Source organism: Kribbella qitaiheensis, assembly GCF_014217565.1.
GTDB lineage: Bacteria > Actinomycetota > Actinomycetes > Propionibacteriales > Kribbellaceae > Kribbella > Kribbella qitaiheensis_A.
In genome coordinates, this window is record NZ_CP043661.1 from 1,945,411 (window position 1) to 1,970,233 (window position 24,823).

Annotated in this window: 23 protein-coding genes and 1 pseudogene; 15 read left to right on the top strand and 9 right to left on the bottom strand. The window is 67.7% G+C overall.

Annotation, left to right across the window (positions count from 1 at the left end):
- Nucleotides 1–114: 114 nt before the first annotated feature.
- From F1D05_RS08820 to F1D05_RS08830, 3 genes are all read left to right on the top strand, one after another.
- Nucleotides 115–3,942 (top strand): multifunctional oxoglutarate decarboxylase/oxoglutarate dehydrogenase thiamine pyrophosphate-binding subunit/dihydrolipoyllysine-residue succinyltransferase subunit, encoded by a 3,828-nt coding sequence (locus F1D05_RS08820; RefSeq protein WP_185446797.1) that lies wholly within the window; start codon nucleotides 115–117, stop codon nucleotides 3,940–3,942.
- Between the two features lies 1 nt (nucleotide 3,943).
- Nucleotides 3,944–4,120, top strand: a complete 177-nt coding sequence (locus tag F1D05_RS08825) for a DUF6104 family protein (protein ID WP_185446798.1) — start codon at nucleotides 3,944–3,946, stop codon at nucleotides 4,118–4,120.
- Between the two features lie 65 nt (nucleotides 4,121–4,185).
- Nucleotides 4,186–4,905: an AAA family ATPase gene (locus tag F1D05_RS08830; RefSeq protein WP_185446799.1), complete on the top strand. Its 720-nt coding sequence runs from the start codon at nucleotides 4,186–4,188 to the stop codon at nucleotides 4,903–4,905.
- Nucleotides 4,906–4,948: 43 nt separating this feature from the next.
- Here the strand turns inward: F1D05_RS08830 and F1D05_RS08835 are convergent, their stop codons facing one another.
- Both F1D05_RS08835 and F1D05_RS08840 read right to left on the bottom strand, forming a co-directional pair.
- Nucleotides 4,949–5,281: a winged helix-turn-helix transcriptional regulator gene (locus F1D05_RS08835; RefSeq protein ID WP_185446800.1), complete on the bottom strand. Its 333-nt coding sequence runs from the start codon at nucleotides 5,279–5,281 to the stop codon at nucleotides 4,949–4,951.
- Nucleotides 5,282–5,371: 90 nt separating this feature from the next.
- Nucleotides 5,372–5,728 (bottom strand): ArsR/SmtB family transcription factor, encoded by a 357-nt coding sequence (locus F1D05_RS08840; RefSeq protein WP_185446801.1) that lies wholly within the window; start codon nucleotides 5,726–5,728, stop codon nucleotides 5,372–5,374.
- A gap of 114 nt (nucleotides 5,729–5,842) precedes the next feature.
- On the opposite strand from F1D05_RS08840, the gene F1D05_RS08845 reads away from it, so the two are divergent.
- The gene (locus tag F1D05_RS08845) at nucleotides 5,843–7,075 is read left to right on the top strand and encodes a sodium:proton exchanger (RefSeq protein ID WP_185446802.1); all 1,233 of its coding nucleotides are present in this window, start codon (nucleotides 5,843–5,845) and stop codon (nucleotides 7,073–7,075) included.
- Here F1D05_RS08845 and F1D05_RS08850 read toward each other — a convergent pair.
- The 4 genes and pseudogenes from F1D05_RS08850 to F1D05_RS08865 form a co-directional block, all read right to left on the bottom strand.
- Nucleotides 7,072–7,371, bottom strand: a complete 300-nt coding sequence (locus tag F1D05_RS08850; protein ID WP_185446803.1) for a WhiB family transcriptional regulator — start codon at nucleotides 7,369–7,371, stop codon at nucleotides 7,072–7,074. The genes F1D05_RS08845 and F1D05_RS08850 overlap by 4 nt on opposite strands.
- Before the next feature lie 142 nt (nucleotides 7,372–7,513).
- On the bottom strand, nucleotides 7,514–8,023 hold the full coding sequence (locus tag F1D05_RS08855; RefSeq protein WP_185446804.1) for a GNAT family N-acetyltransferase: 510 nt from the start codon (nucleotides 8,021–8,023) through the stop codon (nucleotides 7,514–7,516).
- Between the two features lies 1 nt (nucleotide 8,024).
- Entirely contained in the window at nucleotides 8,025–8,993 is a 969-nt protein-coding gene (locus tag F1D05_RS08860) for a zinc-binding dehydrogenase (protein ID WP_185446805.1), read from the bottom strand.
- 235 nt (nucleotides 8,994–9,228) lie between these two features.
- Nucleotides 9,229–10,417 (bottom strand): annotated as a pseudogene (locus tag F1D05_RS08865) (NAD(P)-dependent malic enzyme).
- Nucleotides 10,418–10,738: 321 nt separating this feature from the next.
- On the opposite strand from F1D05_RS08865, the gene F1D05_RS08870 reads away from it, so the two are divergent.
- The 7 genes from F1D05_RS08870 (at nucleotide 10,739) to F1D05_RS08905 (ending at nucleotide 17,285) form a co-directional block, all read left to right on the top strand.
- Nucleotides 10,739–11,584: an ABC transporter substrate-binding protein gene (locus F1D05_RS08870; protein WP_185446806.1), complete on the top strand. Its 846-nt coding sequence runs from the start codon at nucleotides 10,739–10,741 to the stop codon at nucleotides 11,582–11,584.
- Nucleotides 11,581–12,408, top strand: a complete 828-nt coding sequence (locus tag F1D05_RS08875) for an amino acid ABC transporter permease (RefSeq protein ID WP_185446807.1) — start codon at nucleotides 11,581–11,583, stop codon at nucleotides 12,406–12,408. The genes F1D05_RS08870 and F1D05_RS08875 overlap by 4 nt, the downstream gene beginning before the upstream one ends.
- Nucleotides 12,408–13,163 (top strand): amino acid ABC transporter ATP-binding protein, encoded by a 756-nt coding sequence (locus F1D05_RS08880; RefSeq protein WP_185446808.1) that lies wholly within the window; start codon nucleotides 12,408–12,410, stop codon nucleotides 13,161–13,163. Before F1D05_RS08875 ends, F1D05_RS08880 begins: the two co-directional genes overlap by 1 nt.
- A 56-nt stretch (nucleotides 13,164–13,219) precedes the next feature.
- Entirely contained in the window at nucleotides 13,220–14,128 is a 909-nt protein-coding gene (locus F1D05_RS08885; RefSeq protein WP_185446809.1) for an ABC transporter substrate-binding protein, read from the top strand.
- Between the two features lie 970 nt (nucleotides 14,129–15,098).
- Nucleotides 15,099–15,896, top strand: coding sequence for an amino acid ABC transporter ATP-binding protein (locus tag F1D05_RS08895; protein ID WP_185446810.1), 798 nt, complete (start codon nucleotides 15,099–15,101; stop codon nucleotides 15,894–15,896).
- A gap of 205 nt (nucleotides 15,897–16,101) precedes the next feature.
- The gene (locus F1D05_RS08900) at nucleotides 16,102–16,494 is read left to right on the top strand and encodes an ATP-binding protein (protein WP_185446811.1); all 393 of its coding nucleotides are present in this window, start codon (nucleotides 16,102–16,104) and stop codon (nucleotides 16,492–16,494) included.
- Nucleotides 16,491–17,285: an RNA polymerase sigma factor SigF gene (locus F1D05_RS08905; protein WP_185446812.1), complete on the top strand. Its 795-nt coding sequence runs from the start codon at nucleotides 16,491–16,493 to the stop codon at nucleotides 17,283–17,285. The genes F1D05_RS08900 and F1D05_RS08905 overlap by 4 nt, the downstream gene beginning before the upstream one ends.
- 546 nt (nucleotides 17,286–17,831) lie before the next feature.
- Here F1D05_RS08905 and F1D05_RS08910 read toward each other — a convergent pair.
- Nucleotides 17,832–18,242: a hypothetical protein gene (locus F1D05_RS08910; RefSeq protein ID WP_185446813.1), complete on the bottom strand. Its 411-nt coding sequence runs from the start codon at nucleotides 18,240–18,242 to the stop codon at nucleotides 17,832–17,834.
- Nucleotides 18,243–18,768: 526 nt separating this feature from the next.
- Between F1D05_RS08910 and F1D05_RS08915 the strand changes: the two genes are divergently transcribed.
- Nucleotides 18,769–19,020: a WhiB family transcriptional regulator gene (locus F1D05_RS08915; protein WP_185446814.1), complete on the top strand. Its 252-nt coding sequence runs from the start codon at nucleotides 18,769–18,771 to the stop codon at nucleotides 19,018–19,020.
- A 107-nt stretch (nucleotides 19,021–19,127) separates the two neighbouring features.
- On the opposite strand, the gene F1D05_RS08920 is transcribed toward F1D05_RS08915, so the two are convergent.
- Nucleotides 19,128–20,603: a sensor histidine kinase gene (locus F1D05_RS08920; protein ID WP_185446815.1), complete on the bottom strand. Its 1,476-nt coding sequence runs from the start codon at nucleotides 20,601–20,603 to the stop codon at nucleotides 19,128–19,130.
- A 94-nt stretch (nucleotides 20,604–20,697) separates the two neighbouring features.
- Here F1D05_RS08920 and F1D05_RS08925 point away from each other — a divergent pair, with 94 nt between their 5' ends.
- Complete coding sequence (locus F1D05_RS08925; RefSeq protein ID WP_185446816.1) at nucleotides 20,698–21,603, top strand: DUF2785 domain-containing protein; 906 nt, start codon at nucleotides 20,698–20,700, stop codon at nucleotides 21,601–21,603.
- Nucleotides 21,604–21,612: 9 nt separating this feature from the next.
- On the opposite strand, the gene F1D05_RS08930 is transcribed toward F1D05_RS08925, so the two are convergent.
- Complete coding sequence (locus F1D05_RS08930; protein ID WP_185446817.1) at nucleotides 21,613–22,671, bottom strand: endonuclease/exonuclease/phosphatase family protein; 1,059 nt, start codon at nucleotides 22,669–22,671, stop codon at nucleotides 21,613–21,615.
- 98 nt (nucleotides 22,672–22,769) lie between these two features.
- On the opposite strand from F1D05_RS08930, the gene F1D05_RS08935 reads away from it, so the two are divergent.
- Both F1D05_RS08935 and mctP read left to right on the top strand, forming a co-directional pair.
- Entirely contained in the window at nucleotides 22,770–23,039 is a 270-nt protein-coding gene (locus F1D05_RS08935; protein WP_185446818.1) for a DUF3311 domain-containing protein, read from the top strand.
- Entirely contained in the window at nucleotides 23,036–24,694 is a 1,659-nt protein-coding gene (gene mctP / locus F1D05_RS08940) for a monocarboxylate uptake permease MctP (RefSeq protein WP_185446819.1), read from the top strand. Before F1D05_RS08935 ends, mctP begins: the two co-directional genes overlap by 4 nt.
- Nucleotides 24,695–24,823 lie beyond the last annotated feature (129 nt).

Consider the following 24,823-nt stretch of genomic DNA (forward strand, 5'->3'; position numbering starts at 1 on the left):
TCCCGGGCTGCGCGAGAGTTGCGGCAGCTATTAGCCTTGCCTCGGGAACTACCTCATAACACCCGTAGTCCTAACTACTGGTATCTGACCCGATCGGAAGAGGCGAACTGCCAAGTGGCCACCGAGCCATCAGAAACGAACCCCCTCGCAGCCTTCGGAGCCAACGAATGGCTGGTCGACGAGATGTACGAGAAGTACCTCCAGGATCCGAAGTCGGTGGATCAGGCCTGGTCGGAGTACTTCGAGAGCGACAGCTTCAAGGGGGACAGCACGGGTGACGCGAAGCCGGTGAAGACCGGCCCGGCCGACGCTCCCCGTCCCGATGCCGTGTCGGACAACAAGACGCCGGAGGCCCCCAGCCGGGGAACCGCCGCCGCCGCGCCCGCCTCCAGCCAGCCGGCCGCCCAGGCGGCCGCGGCCGCGCCCCCTGCCGCAGCGGCAGCGACGCCGGCGCCCGCAGTACAGCCGGCAGCATCCCCAGCCAAAGCCGCCCCCGCCGCGAGCGGAGCTCCGACCGGAGGCACGGTGAACCAGCCGTCCAGCGCCCAGCCCAAGCCCGCGCCGCAGAGCAGCACGGACTCGGAGCGCAGGATCCTCCGCGGTGCGCCCGCGCGGACGGCGCAGAACATGGAGGCCAGCCTCCACGTCCCGACCGCGACCAGCGTCCGGCAGGTGCCGGTCAAGCTGCTGATCGACAACCGGATCGTCATCAACAACCACCTGCGGCGTGCCCGCGGCGGCAAGATCTCCTTCACCCACCTGGTCGGCTGGGCCTTGGTGCGGGCGCTCAAGACGCTGCCGGAGATGAACGCGTCGTACGACGAGACCGAGGGTAAGCCGACCCTGGTCCAGCCGCAGCACATCAACCTCGGCCTCGCGATCGACATGCAGAAGCCCGACGGCACCCGGCAGCTGCTGGTGCCGTCGATCAAGGCGACCGAGTCGATGACGTTCGCCGAGTTCTGGATGGCCTACGAGGACGTTGTCCGGCGGGCCCGGGACAACAAACTCGCGCTGCCCGACTTCCAGGGCACCACGATCAGCCTGACCAACCCCGGCACGATCGGCACCCAGCACTCGGTGCCACGGCTGATGGCCGGCCAGGGCTGCATCATCGGCGTCGGCGCGATGGACTACCCGACGGAGTACCAGGGCGCGGCCGAGGAGACGATGGCCAAGCTCGCGGTCAGCAAGGTGATGACGCTGACCTCGACGTACGACCACCGGATCATCCAGGGCGCCCAGTCGGGTGAGTTCCTGCGCCGGCTGCACCGCCTGCTGCTCGGCGACGAGGGTTTCTACGACGAGATCTTCCAGAGCCTGCGGATCCCGTACGAGCCGATCCGCTGGGCCGCCGACCTCCCGCACAGCCACGAGGAGGACATCAGCAAGCAGGCCCGGATCCTGGAGCTGATCCACGCGTACCGCGTGCGCGGCCACATCATGGCCGACACCGACCCGCTGGAGTACAAGCAGCGCAGCCACCCGGACCTCGACGTCGCCACCCACGGCCTGACGCTGTGGGACCTGGACCGCGAGTTCGCCACCGGCTCCTTCGGGGCGCAGAGCGACCGCCGGTTCATGAAGCTGCGCGACATCCTCGGCATCCTGCGCGACTCGTACTGCCGGACCGTCGGCATCGAGTACATGCACATCCAGGACCCCGAGCAGCGCAAGTGGCTGCAGGAGCGGATCGAGCGGCCGCACACCAAGCCGCCGCGCGAGGAGCAGCTCCGGATCCTGGCCAAGCTGAACGAGGCCGAGGCGTTCGAGACCTTCCTGCAGACCAAGTACGTCGGCCAGAAGCGCTTCTCGCTGGAAGGTGGCGAGACCACCATCCCGCTGCTCGACGAGCTCTGCGAGGAGGCCGCCGGCGCCGGACTGGACGAGGTCACCATCGGGATGGCGCACCGCGGCCGGCTGAACGTGCTGGCCAACATCGTCGGCAAGTCGTACAGCCAGATCTTCCGTGAGTTCGACGGCAACATCGACCCGCGCACGGTCCAGGGTTCCGGTGACGTGAAGTACCACCTGGGCGCCGAGGGCGAGTTCGTCTCCGAGTTCGGCGACAAGATCAAGGTGTCCGTGGCGGCGAACCCGTCCCACCTGGAGACCGTCGACCCGGTGCTCGAGGGCATCGTCCGCGCCAAGCAGGACATCCTCGACCAGGGCGCCGCGTTCCCGGTGCTGCCGCTGCTCGTCCACGGTGACGCGGCCTTCGCCGGCCAGGGTGTGGTCGCGGAGACGCTGAACCTGTCCCAGCTGCGCGGGTACCGCACCGGCGGCACGATCCACGTGATCGTGAACAACCAGGTCGGCTTCACCACCTCGCCGGCCTCGTCGCGCTCGTCGATGTACTGCACCGACGTCGCCCGGATGGTCCAGGCGCCGATCTTCCACGTCAACGGCGACGACCCCGAGGCCTGCATCCGGGTCGCGGACCTGGCCTTCGAGTACCGCCAGGCGTTCAACAAGGACGTCGTCATCGACCTGGTCTGCTACCGCCGCCGTGGTCACAACGAGGGCGACGACCCGTCGTTCACGCAGCCGCTGATGTACGACCTGATCGAGCAGAAGCGGTCCGTCCGCAAGCTCTACACCGAGGCCCTGATCGGCCGTGGCGACATCACGGTCGAAGAGGCCGAGCAGGCGATGCGCGACTTCCAGCAGCGCCTGGAGCGGGTGTTCACCGAGGTCCGCGAGGCGAAATCGCAGCCCGATACGCCGGCGCCGTACGTGACCGTGCCGGTCTACCCGGACAAGCCGGAGGGCCCGGACGCGACGGCCACCACGCCCGAAGTACTGAAGAAGATCGCCGACGCGTACACGACGCTGCCGGAGGGCTTCACCGCTCACCCGAAGGTGATGCCGCAGCTGCAACGCCGGGCTGCCGCGATCACCCAGGGTCCGGTGGACTGGGCCAGCGCCGAGATGACCGCTTTCGGATCGCTGCTGCTGGCCGGTCGCCCGGTCCGGCTCGCCGGGCAGGACAGCCGCCGCGGCACCTTCGTGCAGCGGTTCGCCGCGGTCATCGACCGGGTCAACGGGCAGGACTACGTCCCGCTGCAGAACCTGGACGAGGAGCAGGCGAACTTCTACGTCTACGACTCGCTGCTGAGCGAGTACGCGGCACTCGGCTTCGAGTACGGGTACTCCGTGGCGCGGCCGGACGCGCTGGTCCTCTGGGAGGCCCAGTTCGGCGACTTCGTCAACGGCGCCCAGTCGATCATCGACGAGTACATCTCGGCCGGTGAGGCGAAGTGGGGCCAGAAGTCCGGTGTCGTACTGCTGCTGCCGCATGGCTACGAGGGCCAGGGCCCGGACCACTCGTCCGCCCGGATCGAGCGGTTCATGGCGCTGTGCGCGGAGAACGCGATGACCGTCGCGCAGCCGTCGACGCCCGCGTCGTACTTCCACCTGCTGCGGCGGCACACGCTGCAGGAGGAGCACAACCCGCTGATCGTCTTCACGCCGAAGCAGCTGCTCCGGTTGAAGGCAGCGGTGTCGCAGCCGGAGGAGCTGACCAGCGGCACGTTCCGCCCGGTCCTGAACGACCCGGAGGCCGAGCAGAACACCGCCGCGGTCGAGCGGGTCATCCTGGTCTCCGGCCGGATCTACTACGACCTGATGGCGGAGCGGAAGAAGGCGGAGCCGGACAAGATCAGCACCGCCGTACTGCGGGTCGAGCAGCTCTACCCGCTGCCGGCCGAGGAGCTCAAGGCCGAGCTCGCGAAGTACCCGAACCTGCAGGAGATCCGCTGGGTGCAGGACGAGCCGGCGAACCAGGGCCCCTGGCCGTTCATGGCGCTGAACCTGACCGAGCACCTGGGCGGCAAGCCGTTCTACCGGGTGTCCCGGCCGGCCATGTCCGCGACGTCGGTCGGCTCGCACGGCGTCCACGTCGCCGAGAACGCGACGCTGATGAAGCAGGCCTTCAGCTGACGTGTACTTCACCGACCGAGGGATCGAGGAACTCGAGGGCCGGCGTGGCGAGGAAACCGTCACGCTGGCCTGGGTCGCCGAGCGGCTACGCGAGTTCGTCGACCTGAACCCCGAGTTCGAGACCCCGACGGAACGCTTCGCCACCTGGCTCGCCCGCCTGGACGATGAAGACGACTGATCACTACAACTCAAAGGTCCCGTCGGCTCGCGCCGGAGGGACCTTGCGTTGTCTACCCTGAACAGATGCCCTTCGCCGTTCATCCCGTACGCCGGGTTGCCGCGGCGGAGGGCATCACCGTTTCCGGGGCTTGGCCACACACCATCCCGGCAGTCCGACAGATCCTGCTTGACGGACTGGAGCTGAAGCCTGGAGTCACCTTCCTCGTCGGTGAGAACGGCGCCGGCAAGTCCACCCTGGTGGAGGCCATCGCGATCGCCTTCGGGATGTCACCCGAAGGCGGATCCACCGGCGCGCGGCTCACCACCCGCGCATCGGAGTCGTCACTGGCTCAGGACCTGGTGCTCACCCGCGGCGCCGGCTCCCCTCGCTGGGGCTTCTTCCTCCGCGCCGAGACGATGCACGGCTACTACACCTACCTGGAACAGAACCCAGGCCCGCGAGGCGACCCGAACTTCCACGAACTCAGCCACGGCGAAGGCTTCCTCGAAGTACTCCGCAGCCGCTTCGACAGCCCCGGCCTCTACTGCCTGGACGAACCCGAGTCGGCTCTCTCGTTCTCCTCCAGCCTCGCGCTGGTCGGCGTACTGAACGAACTGGCAACCGCCGGCGCCCAGGTCATCTGCGCCACCCACTCCCCCATCGTCTGCTCGTTGCCCGGAGCCACCATCCTCGAAGTCGGCGACTGGGGCATCCGCAAGGCAGCCTGGCGCGAGTTGGAGATCGTCAAGAACTGGCAGGCCTACCTAGAAGCGCCCGAACGCTACCTCCGCAACATCCTCTAGCCCACGCCGCCGCTCCTGGCCACGGCAGTGGCGACAGCGTGGGTTAGTGAGGCAGGTGTTTGTCGGCCCAGTGGAGCAGGGCGACGAGGACCGGGCGTAAGTCGGTGCCTCGTTCGGTCAGGTGGTACTCGTCCCGGTTGCGCCCGCCTGGCTCTTGGTAGGTAACCCGTTCCAGGACGCCTGCGCCGACCAGCTTGTTGAGGCGCGTCGACAGCAGGTTGCTGGCGATGCCCAGTCGGCTACGGAAGTCCTGGAAGCGGCGTACGCCGTCGAACGCCTCCTCGACGATCAGCAGCGACCACCGCTCGCCAACCACCGCTGCTGCCCGGCCGACCGAGCGATTGTCGGAGCTGGGCGGTTTCATCTGTTCAGCCATGCAGCTGATCCTGGTGCGCGGTCTTCAGACAGCCTTAATGCGCGCTCCATCCACCTAACCTGCACGGCGTGGGTCAGGACCTCAGCCGGGCTAGTCCGTATGGGGCGGGCGCCTGCGGAGGGGTGGGTCGGGGGCGAGGGTGCCGTCGGGGGCGATGTGTTCGAAGATCTGGTCGACCATGTTCAGGACGTGCGGGTCGTCGACCGTGTAGATATGGCGGCGGCCGTCGCGCCGGGCCGTGATGATGCCGGCCAGCCGGAGTTTGGCGAGGTGCTGGCTCGCGGTCGCGATGCTGACTCCTGCCCGCTCCGCGAGCGTGCCCACGTCGTACTCGCCCTGCGCGGCCAGCGAGACGAGGTGCAGCCGCACGGGGGCGGACAGCATCGCGAAGGTCCCGGCGGCGGATTCGAGCTGCGCCCGGGTGGGCTCAGGCGGCGTGGTCGTCATGGCGGAGTCATTGTCGCTCCCGCGAAGGCCGTTCGCGGTACGGCAGGCCGGGGGTAAGGACGGTCTCACACTTTCGCAATTGCGAAAGTGTTAAAGCGATGGCAAACTGGAACCATGTTCCGAGCAGTCCGCCCCGTACTTTTCCTGTTGATCGCCGCGGTTCCGGCGGTCGCACTCCGGTTGACCGGCGTGCATCCGTGGGCCCCGCTGGCGATCGTGGTTTTCGGCCTCGGCGTCGTCGCGGCGTCGTTCGTGCTGGCCTGGGCGGCCGAGGCCGCCGAGATGGACATCTCCGGCGGTCTGGCCATCGCCCTGCTGGCCGTGATCGCCGTGCTCCCTGAGTACGCCGTCGACCTGTACTTCGCCCATACGGCCGGCAGCAAGCCGGAGTTCGTGCAGTACGCCGCGGCCAACATGACCGGCTCCAACCGGCTGCTGCTCGGCCTGGGCTGGTCCAGCGTCGTCCTGGTCAGTCTGTACGTCGCCAGTCGGCGCAGCGGGCGTTCTGTGAAGGCACTGGTGCTCGACTCGGGCTACCGGCGCGAATTGGGCTTCCTGGCCGTCGCCGCTGTGGTCGCCTTCATCATCCCCGTGACCGGCGAGATCCACCTGGTGCTGGGCATCGCACTGCTCGCCTTCTTCGCCTACTACCTCTACCGGGCAGCCGCCTCCGAGCACGACGGGGCGCCGGATCTGGTTGGCCCCGCCAAGCGCATCGGAAGCCTGCCGACCACGCAGCGCCGGATCACGGTGGTCACGATGTTCCTGGTAGCTGCCGGAGTGATCCTGCTGTCGGCAGAGCCGTTCGCCAACTCGCTGGTCGAAGGCGGACACGCACTGGGGATCGACCAGTTCCTGCTCGTACAGTGGCTGGCTCCGCTGGCTTCGGAGGCTCCTGAGTTCATCGTGGCGCTGCTGTTCGCCTGGCGGGGCAAGGGCGGCGCCGCACTGGGCCTGCTGATCTCGGCCAAGGTAAACCAGTGGACGCTGCTGATCGGAAGCCTTCCGATCGCCTACGGGATCGGCGGTGGGCCGGCTGCGCTCGCACTGGACGGCAGGCAGGTAGAGGAGTTCCTGCTGACCGCTACGCAGACACTGCTCGGGATCGCGATCCTGCTGACGCTGCGCGTGCCCCGGTGGGCTGCCTGGACGCTGCTGGCTCTGTTCGCCGTGCAGTTCGCCGTACCGGGTCAAACCGGTCGCTACGTCCTCAGTGGCATCTACCTGGCACTGGCGATCTTCGCGATGGTCCGGAACCGGCACGAGCTGGTCCCGACCATCACGGCGCCCTTCCGGCGTACGAGGAAGCCCGCCGAGGAACGCACCGACGAGCTTGTCGGCGTCTAGCTAGCCTGCTGTTCCGCTTCGACGACGGGTGTACGGCGGCGCTCAGCCGGGCCCGGACGGCCACGGCGGCGCCCGTACAGGAACTTCTCGCCCGCTGCCGTGCCGGTGAACTTGGTCCGGCGTGCCCACTCGCGGCACTCGTCGAGCACCGGGCAGGAGGTGAGGCAGACCGCTTGGGCCTTGCGCTGCTCCCACTGGCTTGCGCTCTCGTCGTACGCCGGCGCCTGGCCGACGCACGCAGCCTTCGTCATCCAGCGGTCGGCGGGGTCGGCGATCACCGTCAAGGTCGGCCTCATGGGCACTCCTGGCTCATTCATCGATCGGGCGGATCGAATCCGTGGGGAGAATCCCCGCGGTAGCCCCAGCCTGCGCCAGCCTCGTTGCCCCGGTGCGACGGCAATGTTTCCGCCATGAAACGTTGTAATTATCGAGCCGGCACTACGGCGCCGGCCGGACCATCCGGATCTCCGGTACACCGAAGAACGGCTCGTCGACCTTGGTGCCGTCCTCGGCGAAACCCTGGCGGCGATAGAAAGCGCGGGCCCGCTCGTTGGCCTCCAGCACCCAGAGACTGGCCGGTTCCTTGCCGATGGCAACATCGAGCAGCCGGTACCCGAGGCCGCTGCCCCACCACTGCGCACGGACGTAGACCATGAACAGCTCCAGCGGCACCGGCGCATCGTCGTCTCGTGACGGCCCGGCCGAGGCGAACCCGATCACCCGGTCCTGTAGCGCGGCCGCCGGGTCGGGGTTGACGGCTAGCCAGCGCTCGTAACCTGCTCCAAGGGCGGCGGCCCAGCGTTGCACGCGGCGATCGATATCGCTGGTGTGCTGGGCCAGCAGCACCGGGTCGACCGTGCCGTCGTACGCCTCTCGCCAGCACAGCAAGTGGCTCCAGGCAGCCGCCTCCGCGTCCGCGACCACCGCGCGGCGGATCTCGATCGCCACGTCAGACCGTGAAGACGATCTTGCCGAAGACGTCACCCTCGTGCAGTTTGGCGAAACCCTTGCGGGCGTCGGCCAGGGCGAAGGTGCTGTCGATGTGCGGTGAGATGCCGGCGTTCGCCATGAACTGGACGAGTTCGGCCAGCTCGGTCCGGGTGCCCATCGTGGAACCCTGGACCCGCAACTGGAGGAAGAAGATCCGGTTCAGCTCGGCGGACTTCGGCGCCTGCCCGCTGGTCGCGCCCGAGATCACCACCGTGCCGCCCTGCTTGAGCGATTTCAGCGAATGCGACCAGGTGGCCTCGCCGACGGTCTCCATCACCGCGTCGACGCGTTCGGGCAACCGCGCGCCCGACTCGAAGACGTCGTGGGCGCCGATCTCCAGCGCTTTCGACCGCTTGCCCTCGTCCCGGCTGGTCGCCCAGACCCGGATCCCGGCCGCGCGCGCCAGCGTGATCAGCGAGCTCGCGACACCGCCGCCGGCACCCTGCACCAGTACGGTGTCGCCTGGCTTCAGGTCAGACTGGGTGAACAACATCCGGTACGCCGTAAGCCAGGCGGTCGGCAGGCAAGCCGCCTGCTCGAAGCTCAACCCAGCCGGCTTCGGTACGACGTTGCGCGCCGGTACGACGACCTTCTCGGCCAACGTCCCCTGATACCGCTCACTCAGCAACGACCGCTTCGGATCAAGCGTCTCGTCCCCATGCCACGACGGATCCGAGATGACGGCATGCACAACCACCTCGTTGCCGTCCGGATCGGTCCCGGCGGCATCGCAGCCGAGAATCATCGGCAGATTCTTCTCCGGCAGCCCGACCCCCTTCAACGACCACAGATCGTGATGGTTCAACGCCGACGCCTTCACCTCAACGGTCACCCACCCGTCTTCCCCCACCGGCTCCGGCCGCTCCCCCACCTCCAACGCCGACAACGGATCCTCAGCACTCAACCTGGCAGCGTAGGCAGCAAGCATGTCCCCCACCCTAGAACTCCCTTGCGCTCCCGTCAGTCAGAAACCTCACTGTTCAGGACTCACTGGAGGCGATCAGAATCACGCGGCTCACCGGACAGCGCGTCCCGACGGACAGGTAATGGTCCCTCGCGGAGCCCCGGACAACGCCCACGCGAGCGTGCAGACAAGGCAACCACCCGACCATTGCCTGTCCGTCGGGACACAGCCCCCACGCAGGAGCCGCGTGGGGCTGTTGTCAGGGGCGGGCGACGCCGTCGGTGTGGGCGGCGGCGGCCACCGCTGCGGCGACGGCGGGGGCTCCCCGGGGGTCGAAGGGAGAAGGGATGATGTAGTCGGGGGCGAGGTCCTCGGCGGAGATCAGGTTCGCGAGGGCTTCGGCGGCGGCTAGTTTCATGCCTTCGGTGATTCGGCTGGCGTTGACGTCGAAGGCGCCGCGGAAGATGCCGGGGAAGGCCAGCACGTTGTTGATCTGGTTCGGGAAGTCGGAGCGGCCCGTCGCGACCACCGCGGCGTACCGGTGGGCGATGTCGGGGTGGACCTCGGGGTTCGGGTTCGCCAGCGCGAAGATCATCGCGCCCGGCGCCATCCGGGCGACCGCCTCTTCCGGCACCGTCCCGCCGGAGACGCCGAGGAAGACGTCGGCGCCGTCGAGGGCGTCCACAAGGCGGCCGGCCGGTCCACCCGTGTCCTTGGCCAGCGAAAGCTTTACCGGGTTAAGGTCTGCCCGGTCCTGAGACAGCACGCCCTTGCTGTCGACGACGGCCAGATCGCTGACGCCGGGCCTGCAGCAGGATCCGCGCGCACGCGACACCCGCCGCGCCCGCACCCGAGATCACCACGCGGATGTCCGAGATGGACTTGCCGGTCAGCCGCAGCGCATTCCAGAGCGCGGCCAGTACGACGACCGCCGTACCGTGCTGGTCGTCGTGGAAGACCGGGATGTCCAGCCGCTCCTTCAGCCGGCGCTCGATCTCGAAGCAGCGCGGCGCGGCGATGTCTTCCAGATTGATGCCACCGAACGAGGGCGCCATCCGTACGACGGTCTCGACGAACTCGTCCACGTCGGTGCAGTCCAGCGCGATCGGCACCGAGTCGACGCCGCCGAACTCCTTGAACAGCAGGGCCTTGCCCTCCATCACCGGCAGTGACGCGTTCGGCCCGATGTCACCCAGACCCAGTACCGCGGTGCCGTCGGTGACCACCGCGACCACGTTCGACTTCCAGGTGTACCGGCGGACCAGCGACGGGTCCTCGGCGATCGCGGTGCAGACCCGGGCGACGCCAGGCGTGTACGCCATCGACAGCTCGTCGGCGTCGGAGACCTTGACCGACGACGTCACCTCGATCTTGCCGCCACGGTGCAGCTCGAAGACCGGATCGCCGGCAAAAGGATCGGATTCGGACGGGAACGGTTCGGCAGCCATGGTGACCCTTCGGAGAGAAACGTGAAGCGGCCCGCAGCGATGCGGGCAGGCGGTTGCAGCTGAGAGGGGGCAAGAGGCGGTTCGTTCGGGTGCGTCGAGCACCGCCGTTGCCACTCGGGGGGTCACCCGTTGCTACGAGTAAACCACAGGCGGCACTGGTCTGGTCTGTGAGGGCCCCCACACCAGGATCCGCGGGTGACGATCGAGTCTCTTCGGGCCGGATCGGCGGCCAGCGGGCTCCCTGCTGTGTCAGGATGCGGGAAATCCAGCCGGATACCGGCCGGACCGCCGTACAAGTATCTGTGTCGAGGAGTCCTAGCGATGAACATCGTCCCCACCCTCCGCAAACCCCGCGCGACCGTCGCCGTCGCCGCGGTCGCCGTCCTCGCACTCGCCCTCGGCGCGTGCGGCAAAGACTCCGGCAGCGGCGGAAGCGAGGACAAGGCCAAAGCGGCCGGCATCACGCTGGTCAAGCCGGGCAAGTTGACCGTCTGCACGCACCTGTCGTACAAGCCGTTCGAGTACAAGGACGGCACCAAGGTCGTCGGGTTCGACGTCGACCTGCTCGATCTGGTCGCCAAGGATCTCGGCGTGGAGGAGGAGGTGATCAGCATCGAGTGGGCCCAGGTCACCTCCGGTGCCGCGTACCAGGCCAAGAAGTGCGACATGGGCATGGGCGCGATGACGATCACCCCGTCGCGGCAGGCCGCCATCGGCATCACCGAGCCGTACATGGACGCGTCCCAGGTGCTGTTGGTGAAGTCGGACGCCAGCTACAAGTCCCTCGAGGACCTGAAGGGCAAGAAGATCGGTGTCCAGGCGGACACCACCGGTAAGGACTACGCCACCGCGGCGGCGAAGAAGATCGGCTTCGAGGTCGTCGTCTTCAACGACCTCGCGCTGCAGACCAACAGCGTCAAATCCGGCCGGGTCGATGCCGCCATCAACGACAACGGCGCGCTCTACAACTTCGTCACCGCCAACCCGGACACCAAGGTGGCCACCGAGTTCGACACCGGTGAGAAGTACGGCTTCGCGGCCAAGAAGGACGACCCGAGCGGCCAGAAGCTGATCAGCAAGTTCAACGAGCTGCTGACCAAGGCGAAGTCCGACGGAACGTACAACACGATCTACAAGAAGTGGTTCGGGATCGAGCCGAAGAAGTGACCGACGCCACTACCGGTCTCACCGAACGACGGAAGGGGCTGAGCCCGCGGCAACGGGCTCAGCGGTCCCGCGCGATCCAGTACGCGATCCTGGTCGTGATCGTGCTGGTCGCCGCGTTCACCGCGGACTGGGGCCAGATCGCGAGCGTCTTCTTCAAACCGGCCCTGATCAAGTCGGCGTTCCAGGAGGGTCTGCCGACGGCATTCCTCAAGACCATCGAATACACGATCGGTGCCTTCGTCATCGGTCTGCTCGGCGGCACCCTGCTCGCTCTGATGCGGCTGAGTTCGGTCGGGCCGTACCGGTGGATCGCCACCGTCTACATCGAGTTCTTCCGCGGGCTGCCCGCGATCGTGGTGTTCGTCGCGTTCAGCCTGCTGCCGCTGGCCTTCGCCAACCTGGTGATCCCCTTCGACCCGTACGGAACCGTGTGGCTGGCCCTCGGCATCGTCTCCGCGGCGTACATGGCGGAAGTGATCAGGGCAGGTATCCAGGCGGTCCCCAAGGGACAGCTCGAGGCGGCCCGGTCGCTCGGGATGCCACTCGGGGTCGCGACCCGCAAGATCGTGCTGCCGCAGGCGTTCCGGATCGTGCTGCCGCCGCTGGCAAACGACCTGATCCTGCTGGTCAAGGACTCGTCGCTGGTCTTCATCATCGGTACCTCGGCGGCCGCCTTCGAGCTCACCGGCTTCGGCCGCGACCTGGCCAACACCGCGTCCAACCTGACCCCGCTGGTGACCGCGGGCTTCTGCTACCTGATCATCACCCTGCCGCTGGGCCTGCTGGTCCGCCGGCTGGAGGCCAAGGCTGCGAGGGCACGCTGATGACCGAACTCATCGAGATCAAGAACCTGCACAAGTCGTTCGGCAGCAACCACGTCCTGCGTGGGATCGACTTCACCGTCTCCGAGGGTGAGGTCGTCTGTGTGATCGGGCCTTCGGGTTCGGGCAAATCGACGCTGCTGCGCTGTGTGAACCTGCTGGACCAGCCTCAGCAGGGCCAGGTCTTCGTCCGCGGCGAGGACATCACCGACCGGGACTGCCACCTCGACGATGCCCGCAAGCACATCGGCATGGTCTTCCAGCAGTTCAACCTGTTCCCGCACCTGTCCGTACTGGGCAATTGCACGATCGCCCAGACGACCGTCCTGAAGCGCAGCGCGGCCGAGGCCGAGAAGGTGGCCAGGGCCAATCTGGACCGGGTCGGCCTGAACGACAAGGTGACCGCCTACCCGGCCCAGCTGTCCGGTGGGCAGCAGCAGCGGGTGGCGATCGCACGGGCGCTGTCGATGGATCCGGCGGTGATGCTCTTCGACGAGCCCACCTCCGCGCTCGACCCCGAGCTGGTCGGCGACGTCCTGACGGTGATGCGCAAGCTCGCCCTGGACGGTATGACGATGCTCGTCGTCACCCACGAGATGGCCTTCGCCCGTGAGGTGGCCGACCGGGTCGTGTTCATGGACGGCGGCGTGATCGTCGAGCAGGGCCCACCGGCCGAGGTGATCGGCAACCCGGCCCAGGAACGCACCCGTGTCTTCCTGAAGCGTGTGCTCGATCCCACTCACGTCGAGCCGACCTGACCTGTCCGGCTGTGATTTGATGCGGACGAATAGACACCCCTGAGTTGGAGGACCGGATGTTTCCCCTACGTACGACGCTCGCGATCTGCGGCGTCTTGGTTCTCTCGGCCGCCGGCTGCGGCTCGGACACCCTCTCCGGCGGCAGTTCGCCGTCGAACCCGGCTCCGGCCACGACGCCGACCGCGTCGGCTTCGATCGACGCCGAGCTGGCCGCCGCGCTGCCGGCGAAGATCAAGACCGCCGGGAAGATCGTGGTCGGCGTCGACGCGACGTACCCGCCGAACGAGTTCCTCCAGGGCGGCAAGACCGTAGCCGGGATGGACGTCGACCTGTTCAACGCCGTCGCGGCCAAGTTCGGCGTCAAGGTCGACTGGCAGCCGTCCGCGTTCGACTCGATCATCACCGGTGTCCAGGGTGGCAAGTACGACATGGGTATCTCGTCGTTCACCATCAACGACAAGCGCAAGCAGCAGGTCAACATGGTCAGCTACTTCAGCGCCGGCACCCAGTGGGCCACCGCCGCCGGCAACCCGAAGGGCATCGACCCGAACAACGCCTGCGGCAAGAACATCGCCGTCCAGAAGGGCACCACGCAGCTCGAGGACGACATCCCGGTCCGGCAGCAGAAGTGCACCGCGGCGGGCAAGCCGAAGATCAACCTGCTGGTCCGGGAGAAGCAGGACCAGGCGACCGCCGATGTGGCGACCGGCAAGGCCGACGCGATGCTGGCCGACTCCCCCGTCGTCCTGTACGCCGCCAAGCAGTCCCAGGGCAAGGTCGTTCCGCTCGGTGACATCTACGACGCCGCGCCGTACGGGTACGTCGTGCCGAAGGCAGAGACCGCGTTCGCCCAGGCGATCGCCAAGGCTCTGACCGCACTCGCCGCCGACGGCGGCTACAAGGCCGCGCTGAGCCAGTGGGGCAACGAGTCGGGCGCGATCACCACCTTCGCGGTCAACCCCTGAGATGGCCGACAGTACTGAGCCGGCTCCGGCCCAGGCACCGATGACCGACGACCGGCCCGGCCTGATCCAGGCCGTGCCGGTCCGGCATCCGGGCCGCTGGCTGGGGATCGCCGTCGTGGTCGTGCTGGCCGCGATGTTCGTTCACCTGCTGGCGACGAACAAGGCCTTCGAGTGGCGCTTCGTCTTCGAGGCGATGAATCAGAAGCCGGTCATCAACGGCTTCCTGAAGGGCACCCTGCTGGTGACCGCGCTGGCGATGGTGGTCGGCGTGAGCGGCGGCGTGCTGTTCGCGGTGATGCGGCTGTCGCCCAACCCGGTGCTGTCCGGGGTGGCCTGGCTGTTCACCTGGTTCTTCCGCAGCGTGCCGCGGCTGGTCCTGCTGACCACCATGGGCGCGCTGGGGATCCTGTTCCAGAAGGGCCTGTCGTTCGGGGTGCCGTTCGACTGGAAGATCATGGACTGGCTCGGCCTGTCGGGTGATCTGCGGTTCGCCACCGTCGACGCGAACACGGTCTTCTCCGGCCTGGTCGGCGGCGTGATCGGTCTCGGCCTGTCCGAGGCCGCCTACATGGCCGAGATCGCCCGGGCCCGGCATCCTCAGCGTCGATCCCGGCCAGGCCGAGGCCGCCCAGGCGCTCGGGATGAGCCGGGGCAAGGTGATGCGGCGGGTGGTCCTGCCGCAGGCGATGCGGGTGATCGTGCCGCCGACCGGCAACGAGACCATCGCGATGCTGAAGGACACCTCGCTGCTGATCGGGCTGCCGGTGATCGCCGAGCTCTTCTACCAGTTGCAGTCGCTCGGCAGCCAGTACTACAAGACCTTCCCGATCATGGTGGCCGCGACCCTGTACTACCTGGCCGCGACCAGCGTGCTGATGGTCGGCCAGTACTTCCTGGAGCGCCGCTTCGGCCGTGGCTTCGGCGGCGGGTCACAACGGGCGGCCCGGCCGGCCGGGGCAGGAGGAGCCTGATGAGCACGGAATCCCTACCGGGGCCGCTGGTCCGGGCGGTCAACGTCACCAAGTCCTTCCATCACACCGAGGTGCTCAAGGGCATCGATCTGGCGGTCGACCGGGGCCAGGTGGTCTGCCTGCTCGGTCCGTCCGGCTCCGGCAAGACCACCTTCCTGCGCTGCGTCAACCAACTCGAGGACATCGACGGCGGCCGGATCTGGGTCGACGGCGACCTGGCCGGGTACGCCGAGCGCGACGGCAAGCTGTACCGCCTGACCGACAAAGCGATCGCGGCCCAGCGGCGCGAGATCGGGATGGTCTTCCAGCGGTTCAACCTGTTCCCGCACATGACCGCGCTGGAGAACGTGGCCGAGGCCCCGGTCCAGGTCAAGCGGGAGTCGAAGAAGGCCGCCCGGGAACGCGGCCGGGAGCTGCTCGCGCGGGTCGGCCTCGGCGACCGCTGCGAGGCGTACCCGGCCCAGCTGTCCGGCGGCCAGCAGCAGCGGGTGGCGATCGCCCGGGCGCTGGCGATGCGGCCGAAGCTGATGTTGTTCGACGAGCCCACCTCCGCGCTGGACCCCGAACTGGTCGGCGAAGTGCTGGCCGTGATCAAGGAACTGGCCCGGGACGGGATGACGATGATCGTGGTAACGCACGAGATGTCGTTCGCCCGGGAGGTCGCCGACACGGTGGTCTTCATGGACGGCGGGGTGGTGGTCGAGGCCGGTCCACCGGCCCAGGTGATCGGCGACCCGCAGCACCAGCGCACGAAGACGTTCCTGACCAGGTTACGGTCGGAGCAGCACAACTCGTAGTGTCCCGTAAGCGCTGTAGCTTGAACGATAGCGGTGTCCAGGTGCGTGCGTCGTGGTGCTTGGGCAGTGGCCTCGATGCGGAGCATCGTGGGCGCTGGTCAAGTGGCGCGAGGTGTGCCTGGGCGCCGATAGCGTCAAGCTACGGCGCTTACGGGAGACTAGTAGCTGTGGACGATTCGTCGTCCGCCAGGGGAGGCACAACACAGTGAGCAGCACCGGACGACCCGCCGAGGTCCGCCTCAGCATCCCCGCCGACGGCGCCTACATCGCCGTACCGCGGTCGGTGGTAGGCAACCTGGCGGCCCGCAACAACTTCACCGTGGACGAGATCGACGATCTGCGGATCGCCGTCGACGAGGCCTGCGCCCTGCTGCTCCCGCAGGCCACCGACGGCGTACTGGAGTGCGTTTTCGAGATCGACCCGCCGCTGATGCGGGTCACCACGTCAGCGGCCGTCCCGAGCGGCTGGAAGCCGGACACCGGCTCGTTCGGCTGGACCGTGCTGACCGCGCTGGTGGAGTCTGTCGCGGCCGAGACCGTCGACGGGCGGCTGACGATCACGGTCACCTCTTCCGCTACGGCGGCGGAGAAGGCGTGACCGAGCAACGCACCCCGGGCGAACCCCGGGAGCCAACTGAGCTACGCACCCGGACCGCCCTGCTGTTCGCCGCGATGGGGTCGTCCAAGTCCGGCGATCCGGAGCACATCCTGGCCCGGGACGGCCTGGTGGCCCTGCACATGCCCCTGGTCGAGCACCTGGCCCGGCGGTTCCGCAACCGCGGCGAGCCGTACGACGACCTGGTCCAGGTCGCCACCATCGGCCTGATCAAGGCGGTGGACCGGTTCGACTCCGATCGCGGGGTGGAGTTCTCCACCTACGCGACGCCGACGATCCTCGGCGAGATCAAGCGGTACTTCCGGGACAAGGGCTGGGCGATTCGGGTCCCCCGCCGGCTCCAGGAGCTCCGGCTGTCGCTGACCGCGGCGACGGCCGAGCTGACCCAGGAGCTGGGCCGGGCGCCGACCGTCGCGGAGCTGTCCGACCGGCTCGGACTCGCCCCGGACCTGGTGATCGAGGGGCTGGAGTCGGCGAACGCCTACAACACCCTCTCGCTGGACGCGCCGGACCAGAACGAGGCCGACGCCACGACCGTCCTGGACGGCCTGGGCGGCGAGGACGAGGCGCTGGAGAGCGTCGAGTACCGCGAGTCCCTGAAACCGCTGCTGGCCCGGCTGGAGACCCGGGAGAAGCGGATCCTGACGCTGCGGTTCTTCCGCGGGATGACGCAGTCCCAGATCGCCGAGGAGATCGGCATCTCCCAGATGCACGTCTCCCGCCTGCTGGCCCGAACCCTCACCGAGCTCAGGGCCGGCCTGCTGAAGGAGTGAAGGGAGGGAAGGGAAGTGTGGGGGCGGGGGCCCACGGAAAGCGTGGGGCGGGGCAGTGGGGGTTGGGGCGGAGTAGCTCAGAGGACGGGGGTCCCGATGGCGTCGGTCAAAGTCGCACGGAGCGTGATTGGAAGAGCGCAGCAGTTGCCGAAGAGCAGCGGCGTGAAGGCATCACTCCGAGCAACAGGCCGAGCAGCTGGTCAGGTCCGGTTACACCGACACTGGCCGGCTCCAAGACCGACCCGCGCACCCCGATCCCCCTATTTCCCGCGGTACGGCTGCCTTTGTGCACCGGCTGAGTGTTCCCGGCCGGTCGCATGCTCAGGCCGTGCACAGAGGCGCGGAACGCCGCGTCGGTTGCCGGGCTTGGTGCATCCGGTGAGCATTTTCCGGGGGCGGAACACTCAGCCGGTGCACAAAGACGGCGCAGGGGCAGGGCGGGGACGCAGGGCGGCGGCGTGAAGGCCGGCCGGGTGGTTCAGACGACGGGGTGGCTCAGACGACCGGGTGGCTCAGACGACCGGGTGGCTCAGACGACGGGGTGGCTCAGAGGACGGGGTGATCCTTGGTCGGGTCGTCGGCCAGGGCGTCCATCGACGCCTTCTGGAAGAGTCCGGCCAGGACTCCGGCAGCGGCGACGGCGAGGACGACCGAGACGAACTTCGTCCCGCCGCCCCAGAAGCTGTAGGCCATGAACAGCTGGATCAGTTGCGCGAACACCGCCGGACCCCTGCTCCAGGTAGAGGTCCGGTAGAGACCGCGGGCCACCAGCAGCAGCGCCCCGCCGTACAGGATCAGGAACGCGGCAGTGGTGACGCCCAGTACCAGCCTGTCACTGTGGATCTTCAAGACTTCGGCAATTCCAAGAAGCGCGACCACAAGGCCTTCCGCTGCGACCACAGCCGCAGCTAGCTTGAGCGGGCGTGGAGCGGTGGACGGCGTGGAATCAGTCGGCACCCTCCGAGCCTAGTGTCTGGAGTCGGAGGTATGTGCTTCAGCCCCGGTGTTCAGGTGCGTGCATCGCGGTGCTGGAGAAGCGTCCTCGATGCGGAGCATCGTGGATGCTTCGCCAGTGCCGTGAGGTGCGTGCCTGGGCGCCGGGGATGCGCACATACCTCCGACTCCAGACACTGATCGATCGGGTAGCGCGGAACTTCGGCCCCACAGGGATTCGAGGTTATGCGTAACCCCAGGGCGCTTGGATCGGTTACTTGCAGTGAACGGGTGAACGCAAGAAGGCTTCCTCGTCCGCTATACGGACGTGGTAAACCGCTGTGCACCGGTTGGGAGTGTTAAGGAAGTGTTGTGATCGGATCGACAAGCCCAGAACCCTTGTTTCGGCAACGCGAGATTGGGAACATGGAGTCGTTCGTGAAAACGTTCACAACGCTTCGCACCACCCCCCGTGCGATTGAAGGCGCGCTGATCGGGCACAGACCAGCCCATCAGCGTAGACAAACTACTGAGAGAGATGGGATCCGCCATGGATTGGCGCCACCGGGCCGTTTGCCTCGATGAGGACCCGGAACTGTTCTTCCCCATCGGCAACACCGGGCCCGCGATCATGCAGATCGAGGAGGCCAAGCAGGTGTGCCGTCGCTGCGACGTGCGTGAGCAGTGCCTTTCCTGGGCGCTGGAGGCCGGCCAGGACCACGGTGTCTGGGGTGGCCTGAGTGAGGACGAGCGACGCGCTCTCAAGCGCCGCAACGCCCGCGCTCGCATCCGCACCGCCTGAGACGCTTCACGAAGACGGCCCCGCGGGATCCGCGGGGCCTTTCAATTTCCCTCCGCTACGTCCGAAGAACTGTGGGTCAGGACCCACGGCTGTTCGGACGCAACGATCTAGTCCTTCACCGGGATGTCCAGGACGACCGTGGTCCCCTGGCCGCCGTCGTGGCGAGGACCGAACTCCAGTACTCCGTCGAGTTCGCCGATCACCAGCGTGCGAACGATCGACAGCCCCAGATTCCCCGAAGTCTCGGAATCGAACCCGGCCGGCAACCCCAGCCCGTCGTCGGTCACCACCACCCGCAGCCGCCCGACCGATCGTCGCGCCTCCAGCACGATCTCGCCGGCCGCATCGCCTTGCCTGCCTCCGAAAGCATGCTCCACCGAGTTCTGCATGAGTTCGGTCAGCACCATCGCCAGCGGCGTCGCAACCTCGGAGTCCAGCACCCCGAAACTGCCGGTACGCCGGGTCGCCACCTGCGTGGTGACCGTCGACACATCGGCCACCATCGCCGCCACCCGGTCGGCCACGTCGTCGAAGTCCACGTGCTCGTCGAACGATTCGGACAAGGTCTCGTGCACGATCGCGATCGATCCCACCCTGCGGACAGCTTCGGCCAATGCCGCCTGCGCTTCCGGCACAGTGATGCGTCTTGCCTGCATCCGGAGTAACGCGGCGACGGTCTGCAAGTTGTTCTTCACGCGATGATGAATCTCCCGGATGGTCGCCTCCTTGGTGACCAGCTCCCGCTCCCGGCTGCGCAGCTCCGTCACGTCCCGGAGCAGGATCAGCGCGCCCACGTGCTCGCCCTCGGCACGCAGCGGGATCGCCCGCAGGAACAGCGTCGCCTCCGCGTTCTCGATCTCGATCTCCAAGGCGGCGCGGCCGGTGACCACCGAGGCCAGTACGTCGTCCACCTTCCGGCCGCTGTTGGTCAGCTCCGCGGTGATGTCCTTGAGCCGGCTGCCGACCAGGTCGGTGACGAGGCCCATCCGCCGGTACGCGGACAACGCATTCGGGCTGGCGAACGTCACCATGCCGTGCCGGTCGATCCGAATACACCCGTCCCCGACCCGTGGGGTGGTCGAGAGCAACCGCTCCCCGCCGTACGGGAAGATGCCGTCGGTGATCATCCGGGCCAGGTCGGTGGCGCTCTGCAGGTAGGCGATCTCGAGTCGCGACGGGGTCCGGACGCCGAGCAGGTTGGTGTTGCGGGCGATCACGGCGATCACCCGGCTGCCGCGACGGACCGGGATGGTCTCGACCCGGACCGGCACGTCGTCGCGCCACTCGGGGTCGCCCTCGCGGCAGATCCGGCCGCCGTCGTAGGCCTGGTCCAGCAGCGGCCGGCGGTCGCGCGGGATGAAGCTGCCGACGATGTCGTCCAGGTACGCCGTGGGCCCGGTGGTCGGCCGCATCTGCGCACCGGCCCAGAAGCCGAGCCCCTCGGTATCCGGCAGCCAGAGCACCAGGTCGGCGAAGGAGAGGTCGGCCAGCATCTGCCAGTCGGAGACCAGCAGTTGCAGCCGGTCCAGGTCGGCGGAGTCCAGCGTGGTGTGGTTCCGCGCCACATCGGTCAAAGACGGCACGGCCCCGAGCCTAGTGCCTCCCATCCCCCGGCCCGGCTCGACAGATTCGGCGGATGGGTGTTGATTGTTCGAATCCAAGTGAAAGGATGCCTCGGTGGAGTCGACGTACTGGCAGGACGTGATGGCCGCGGACTACGCGGTACCGCACGACCGGGCGCTGACCGACCTCACCGAGGAGCTCGTCCGAGGACTGGCCAGCACCAACCCGCAGATCCGGGACGCGCTGGCTTACCCGACGCTGGCCACCTGGCTCGAGCGCGGGATCTACGACGACCTGCTGCCCGGTTTCGGTGACGGTCTCTGCGCCGGGCTCGCCTACGGTCTGGGCGAGGACGGCACCGACACGGTGTTCCGCCGCTCGTTCACCGCGCTGACCCTGGCGGAGGTGATCCACCGCGACAACGCCGAGTTCCTGGTCCACGACGAGGTGGTGATGCGCTGGGGCGACCGGCTGGCCACCTGGCTGCTGCGCGAGCGCGACCTGCGTGGCTACGTGACGGACTGCGGCTGGGCCCATGCGGTGGCCCACGGCGCGGACGCGATCGGCGCGCTGGCCCGGTCCCGGCACTGCGACGCCGGCGTACTCCGTGCGCTGCTCGACGTGCTGGCCGACCGGATCGTGAAGGACACCCAGTACCGCTGGGTCCACGAGGAGCACGACCGGGTCGCGCACGCGGTGATGACGATCCTGCACCGCAACATGCTGACCACCGACGAGCTCGAGCGCTGGCTGAAGCCGATCGCGGCGACCGCGGCCCAGCAACCGCTGATGCACGAGACGCTGCCGGAGTGGCCGACGCCGAACGTGTTCAACGCCCGCGGGGTGCTGCACGTGCTGCTCAGCCAGCTCGCGATCGGCGTGAAGGGCTTCCCGATTCCCGGTGACGACGAGCTGTTCGGCCGGGCGATCGAGTCCCGGGCCGACATGCTGCTGATGCTCACCGAGGCGGTTCGCTCCTCCCAGCCCTACATCTACCGGCCGGCCGCCGGCCACTCGTAGTACGGAGGTTCAGCTCCGCGGTACGGCGACGTTCGCGACCACCGCGCGATGGTCGGTGCCGGGGATCTTGTAGGTCCTGAACTTGCCCGGCGCGATCCCGTCGGTGATCACCACGTGGTCGATCTGGGTCCGGGCCGGCGTGATCCGGTCCGACGGCCAGGTGCCGGCCAGCCCCTCTCCCACCGACGGTGCCACGCTCCGGCAGCGATCGCCGAGCGCCTGGCGGAAGTCGTAGTGGTCGGTGGTCGCGTTGAAGTCGCCGGCCAGGATCGTCGGCCGGTCCTGGCCACACCACTCCTTGACCACCCCGAGATCCCGTTTCCAGGTGCTCACCCCGGACGGCAGCGGCGGGTAGCCGTGGTAGACGATCAGCCGGAGCTTGCCCAGCGTCCCGCCGGTCACGATGATGTGGCCGAACTGGGTACTGGTCTGCTGCACCGGCCCGATCGTCTCGGCACCCGGCTCGCCCGCGCCCGGCCTCGACACCGACGAGTTGACCTTGCCGGTGTCCAGCTTCTCCGAGTCGAAGTGGACGTCACCCAATGAGGACGACACCAGCACACTGGTCGCGCTCTCGACCGCGGCGTTCGCCTGCTGGGTGTAGCCGTGGTAGGTCAGGCCCTGCAGGTGGTCCTGGATCTCTTGGCGGACGTCGACCTGGGCCTCCGGCAACGAGACCAGGTCCGGTCGATGCTCCCGGATCAGCTTGGCCACCTCGCCCGCGTCCGCGCCGCCACCGAGCACGTTGGCCACCATTATCGTCAGCGCCCTGGACCCGGGCGGGGGCGGCGTCGGGTCGGAGAACACCCGCGGCGCGATCAGCCCCATCCCGGCGAGCGCCAGCAGACTGACCAGTACCGCGGCCAACCGCCAGCCGTGCCGGATGAGCATCATCAGGCCGACCAGCAGCACCAGAACCAGCGCCTGCGGCCGGAATGCGACCAGCTGCGCGAACGGACTGACCGCCTCCAGCCCGTACAGCTCGGGATACAGCGGCAGGGCAACGAACAGCAGGAACAGCACGGACAGCACGACCCGCCGTAGCCTCCACGCCGTTGCTGTGTCCATGGCCCACCCTGTAGGTCTAGTCAGTAAGTAGCACTAGTCACTCTGTAGCGCCGAACGGTAGCGTCCAGCGTTGCGCCTGTCGTTCCGAGGAGGTAGCTGTGTCCAAACTGGCCGCGGTCAGACCCGCTTACTGGATCGCCGGTGTCCTGCTGGCGTTGTCTGTAGTCGTACCGCTTCTCGTCTCCACTTATGCCAAGGACGAACCCCGATTGTGGGGATTCCCGTTCTTCTACTGGTACCAGCTGGCGTGGGTGTTCGTCTCCGCGATCACTGTGAGCATCTCCTACCGATTGGTGCTGGGTGAGGAACGCAAGCGACGGGCGGCCGCGGGCCTCGACACGGGCACCAGCAAAGGGGGCGACAAGTGAACACGAAGGTCGACTGGGTCCAGCTGTCCATCGTCATCGTCATCTTCCTCGCGGTGACCGTGATGGGCTTCATGGCGTCGCGCTGGCGGCGGACCGGTGAGCTGGACAGCCTGGACGAATGGGGTCTCGGTGGCCGTGGGTTCGGCACCTTCATCACCTGGTTCCTGCTCGGTGGCGATCTCTACACGGCGTACACGTTCGTGGCCGTGCCGGCGGCGATGTACGCGACCGGTGCGATCAGCGGCTTCTTCGCCGTCCCGTACACGATCGTGGTCTACCCGATCATCTTCGTCTTCATGTCCCGGCTGTGGTCGGTCGCGCATCGCAACGGCTATGTCACCCCGGCCGACTTCGTCGGCGGCCGGTACGGCAGCCGCGGGCTCTCGCTGGCGGTGGCGGTCACCGGCATCCTCGCCACGATGCCGTACATCGCGCTGCAGCTCGTGGGTATGCAGGCCGTCTTCGAGACGATGGGCCTGGGTGGCACCAACACGCTGGCCAAGGACCTGCCGCTGCTGATCGCGTTCGCGGTCCTCGCGGCGTACACGTACTCGTCCGGCCTGCGCGCCCCGGCGATGATCGCGTTCGTCAAGGACGGGCTGATCTACCTGGTCATCGGGGTCGCGATCATCTACCTGCCGCATGTGCTCGGCGGCTGGGACGCCATCTTCGGCGCCGCGAAGGCCAAGATGGCCACCACGAACGCGACCACCGGCAAACCGACCGGCGCCTTCATCCCCGGCGCGACCGGCTACTCGGCGTACTGGACGCTCGCGCTCGGTTCGGCGATGGCCTTGTTCATGTACCCGCACTCGGTCACCGCTGTGCTCTCCACGAAGAACCGTAACGTCGTACGGCGTAATGCCGCGATCCTGCCGGCCTATTCGCTGTTGCTCGGCCTGCTCGCGCTGCTCGGCTTCATGGCGATCACCGCGAAGGTGAACGTGAAGGGCCTGGACGGGCTGGCCAACCCGCAGCTGGCGATCCCGCGGCTGTTCGACCAGGAGTTCCCGGCCTGGTTCGCGGGGATCGCGTTCGCGGCGATCGCGGTCGGTGCGCTGGTACCGGCGGCGATCATGTCGATCGCGGCGGCGAACCTGTTCACCCGCAACATCTACCGCGACTTCATCAAGAAGGACGCCACCCCGGCCCAGGAGGCCAAGGTCTCGAAACTGGCGTCGTTGCTGGTGAAATTCGGTGCGCTGGTGTTCGTGCTCGGGATGGACAAGACGGTCTCGCTGAACCTCCAGCTGCTGGGCGGGATCTGGATCCTGCAGACCTTCCCGGCGATCGTCGTCGGCCTGTTCACCCGCTGGTTCCACCACTGGGCGCTGCTGGCCGGCTGGGCGGTCGCGATGGTGTTCGGCACCGTCTCGGCGTACCGAGTGGTCAACCCGGTCACCAAGAAGCACTTCGGTGGCTCGCTGGCCACCATGCCGTTCACCGAGAAGCAGGTCTACATCGGGCTCACGGCGTTCGTCATCAACCTGATCATTGTCATCGTCCTGACGGCGATCTTGCGGGCTCTGAAGGTCGCCGGCGGCGTCGACTCGACGCATCCGACCGACTACCTCGCGGATGCCGGCGACCCCGGTGTGAAGGACCTTCCGGACTTGGTGGACGGCGAAGGGACGGCACGGGCCGTCGGCAACTAAGCGGCGTGAAGTGCTTGCTCGGAGCTGTCCTGAGGGACACCTCGACCCTCGCCCGTACAGTTCTTCGCGTCAACGGATAGTGATCGTCACGACACGCACGGAAGTGAGTTAAGCCCGATCGGCGTGCCA

Coding starts and splice junctions, on each gene's coding strand:
- F1D05_RS08845 (WP_185446802.1), top strand. CDS start 5,843: ATGTTCCGAGCAGTCCGCCCCGTACTTTTCCTGTTGATCGCCGCGGTT.
- F1D05_RS08915 (WP_185446814.1), top strand. CDS start 18,769: ATGGATTGGCGCCACCGGGCCGTTTGCCTCGATGAGGACCCGGAACTG.
- F1D05_RS08895 (WP_185446810.1), top strand. CDS start 15,099: ATGAGCACGGAATCCCTACCGGGGCCGCTGGTCCGGGCGGTCAACGTC.
- F1D05_RS08930 (WP_185446817.1), bottom strand. CDS start 22,671: ATGGACACAGCAACGGCGTGGAGGCTACGGCGGGTCGTGCTGTCCGTG.
- F1D05_RS08880 (WP_185446808.1), top strand. CDS start 12,408: ATGACCGAACTCATCGAGATCAAGAACCTGCACAAGTCGTTCGGCAGC.
- F1D05_RS08840 (WP_185446801.1), bottom strand. CDS start 5,728: ATGACGACCACGCCGCCTGAGCCCACCCGGGCGCAGCTCGAATCCGCC.
- F1D05_RS08885 (WP_185446809.1), top strand. CDS start 13,220: ATGTTTCCCCTACGTACGACGCTCGCGATCTGCGGCGTCTTGGTTCTC.
- F1D05_RS08860 (WP_185446805.1), bottom strand. CDS start 8,993: ATGCTTGCTGCCTACGCTGCCAGGTTGAGTGCTGAGGATCCGTTGTCG.
- F1D05_RS08850 (WP_185446803.1), bottom strand. CDS start 7,371: ATGAGGCCGACCTTGACGGTGATCGCCGACCCCGCCGACCGCTGGATG.
- F1D05_RS08830 (WP_185446799.1), top strand. CDS start 4,186: ATGCCCTTCGCCGTTCATCCCGTACGCCGGGTTGCCGCGGCGGAGGGC.
- F1D05_RS08835 (WP_185446800.1), bottom strand. CDS start 5,281: ATGGCTGAACAGATGAAACCGCCCAGCTCCGACAATCGCTCGGTCGGC.
- F1D05_RS08870 (WP_185446806.1), top strand. CDS start 10,739: ATGAACATCGTCCCCACCCTCCGCAAACCCCGCGCGACCGTCGCCGTC.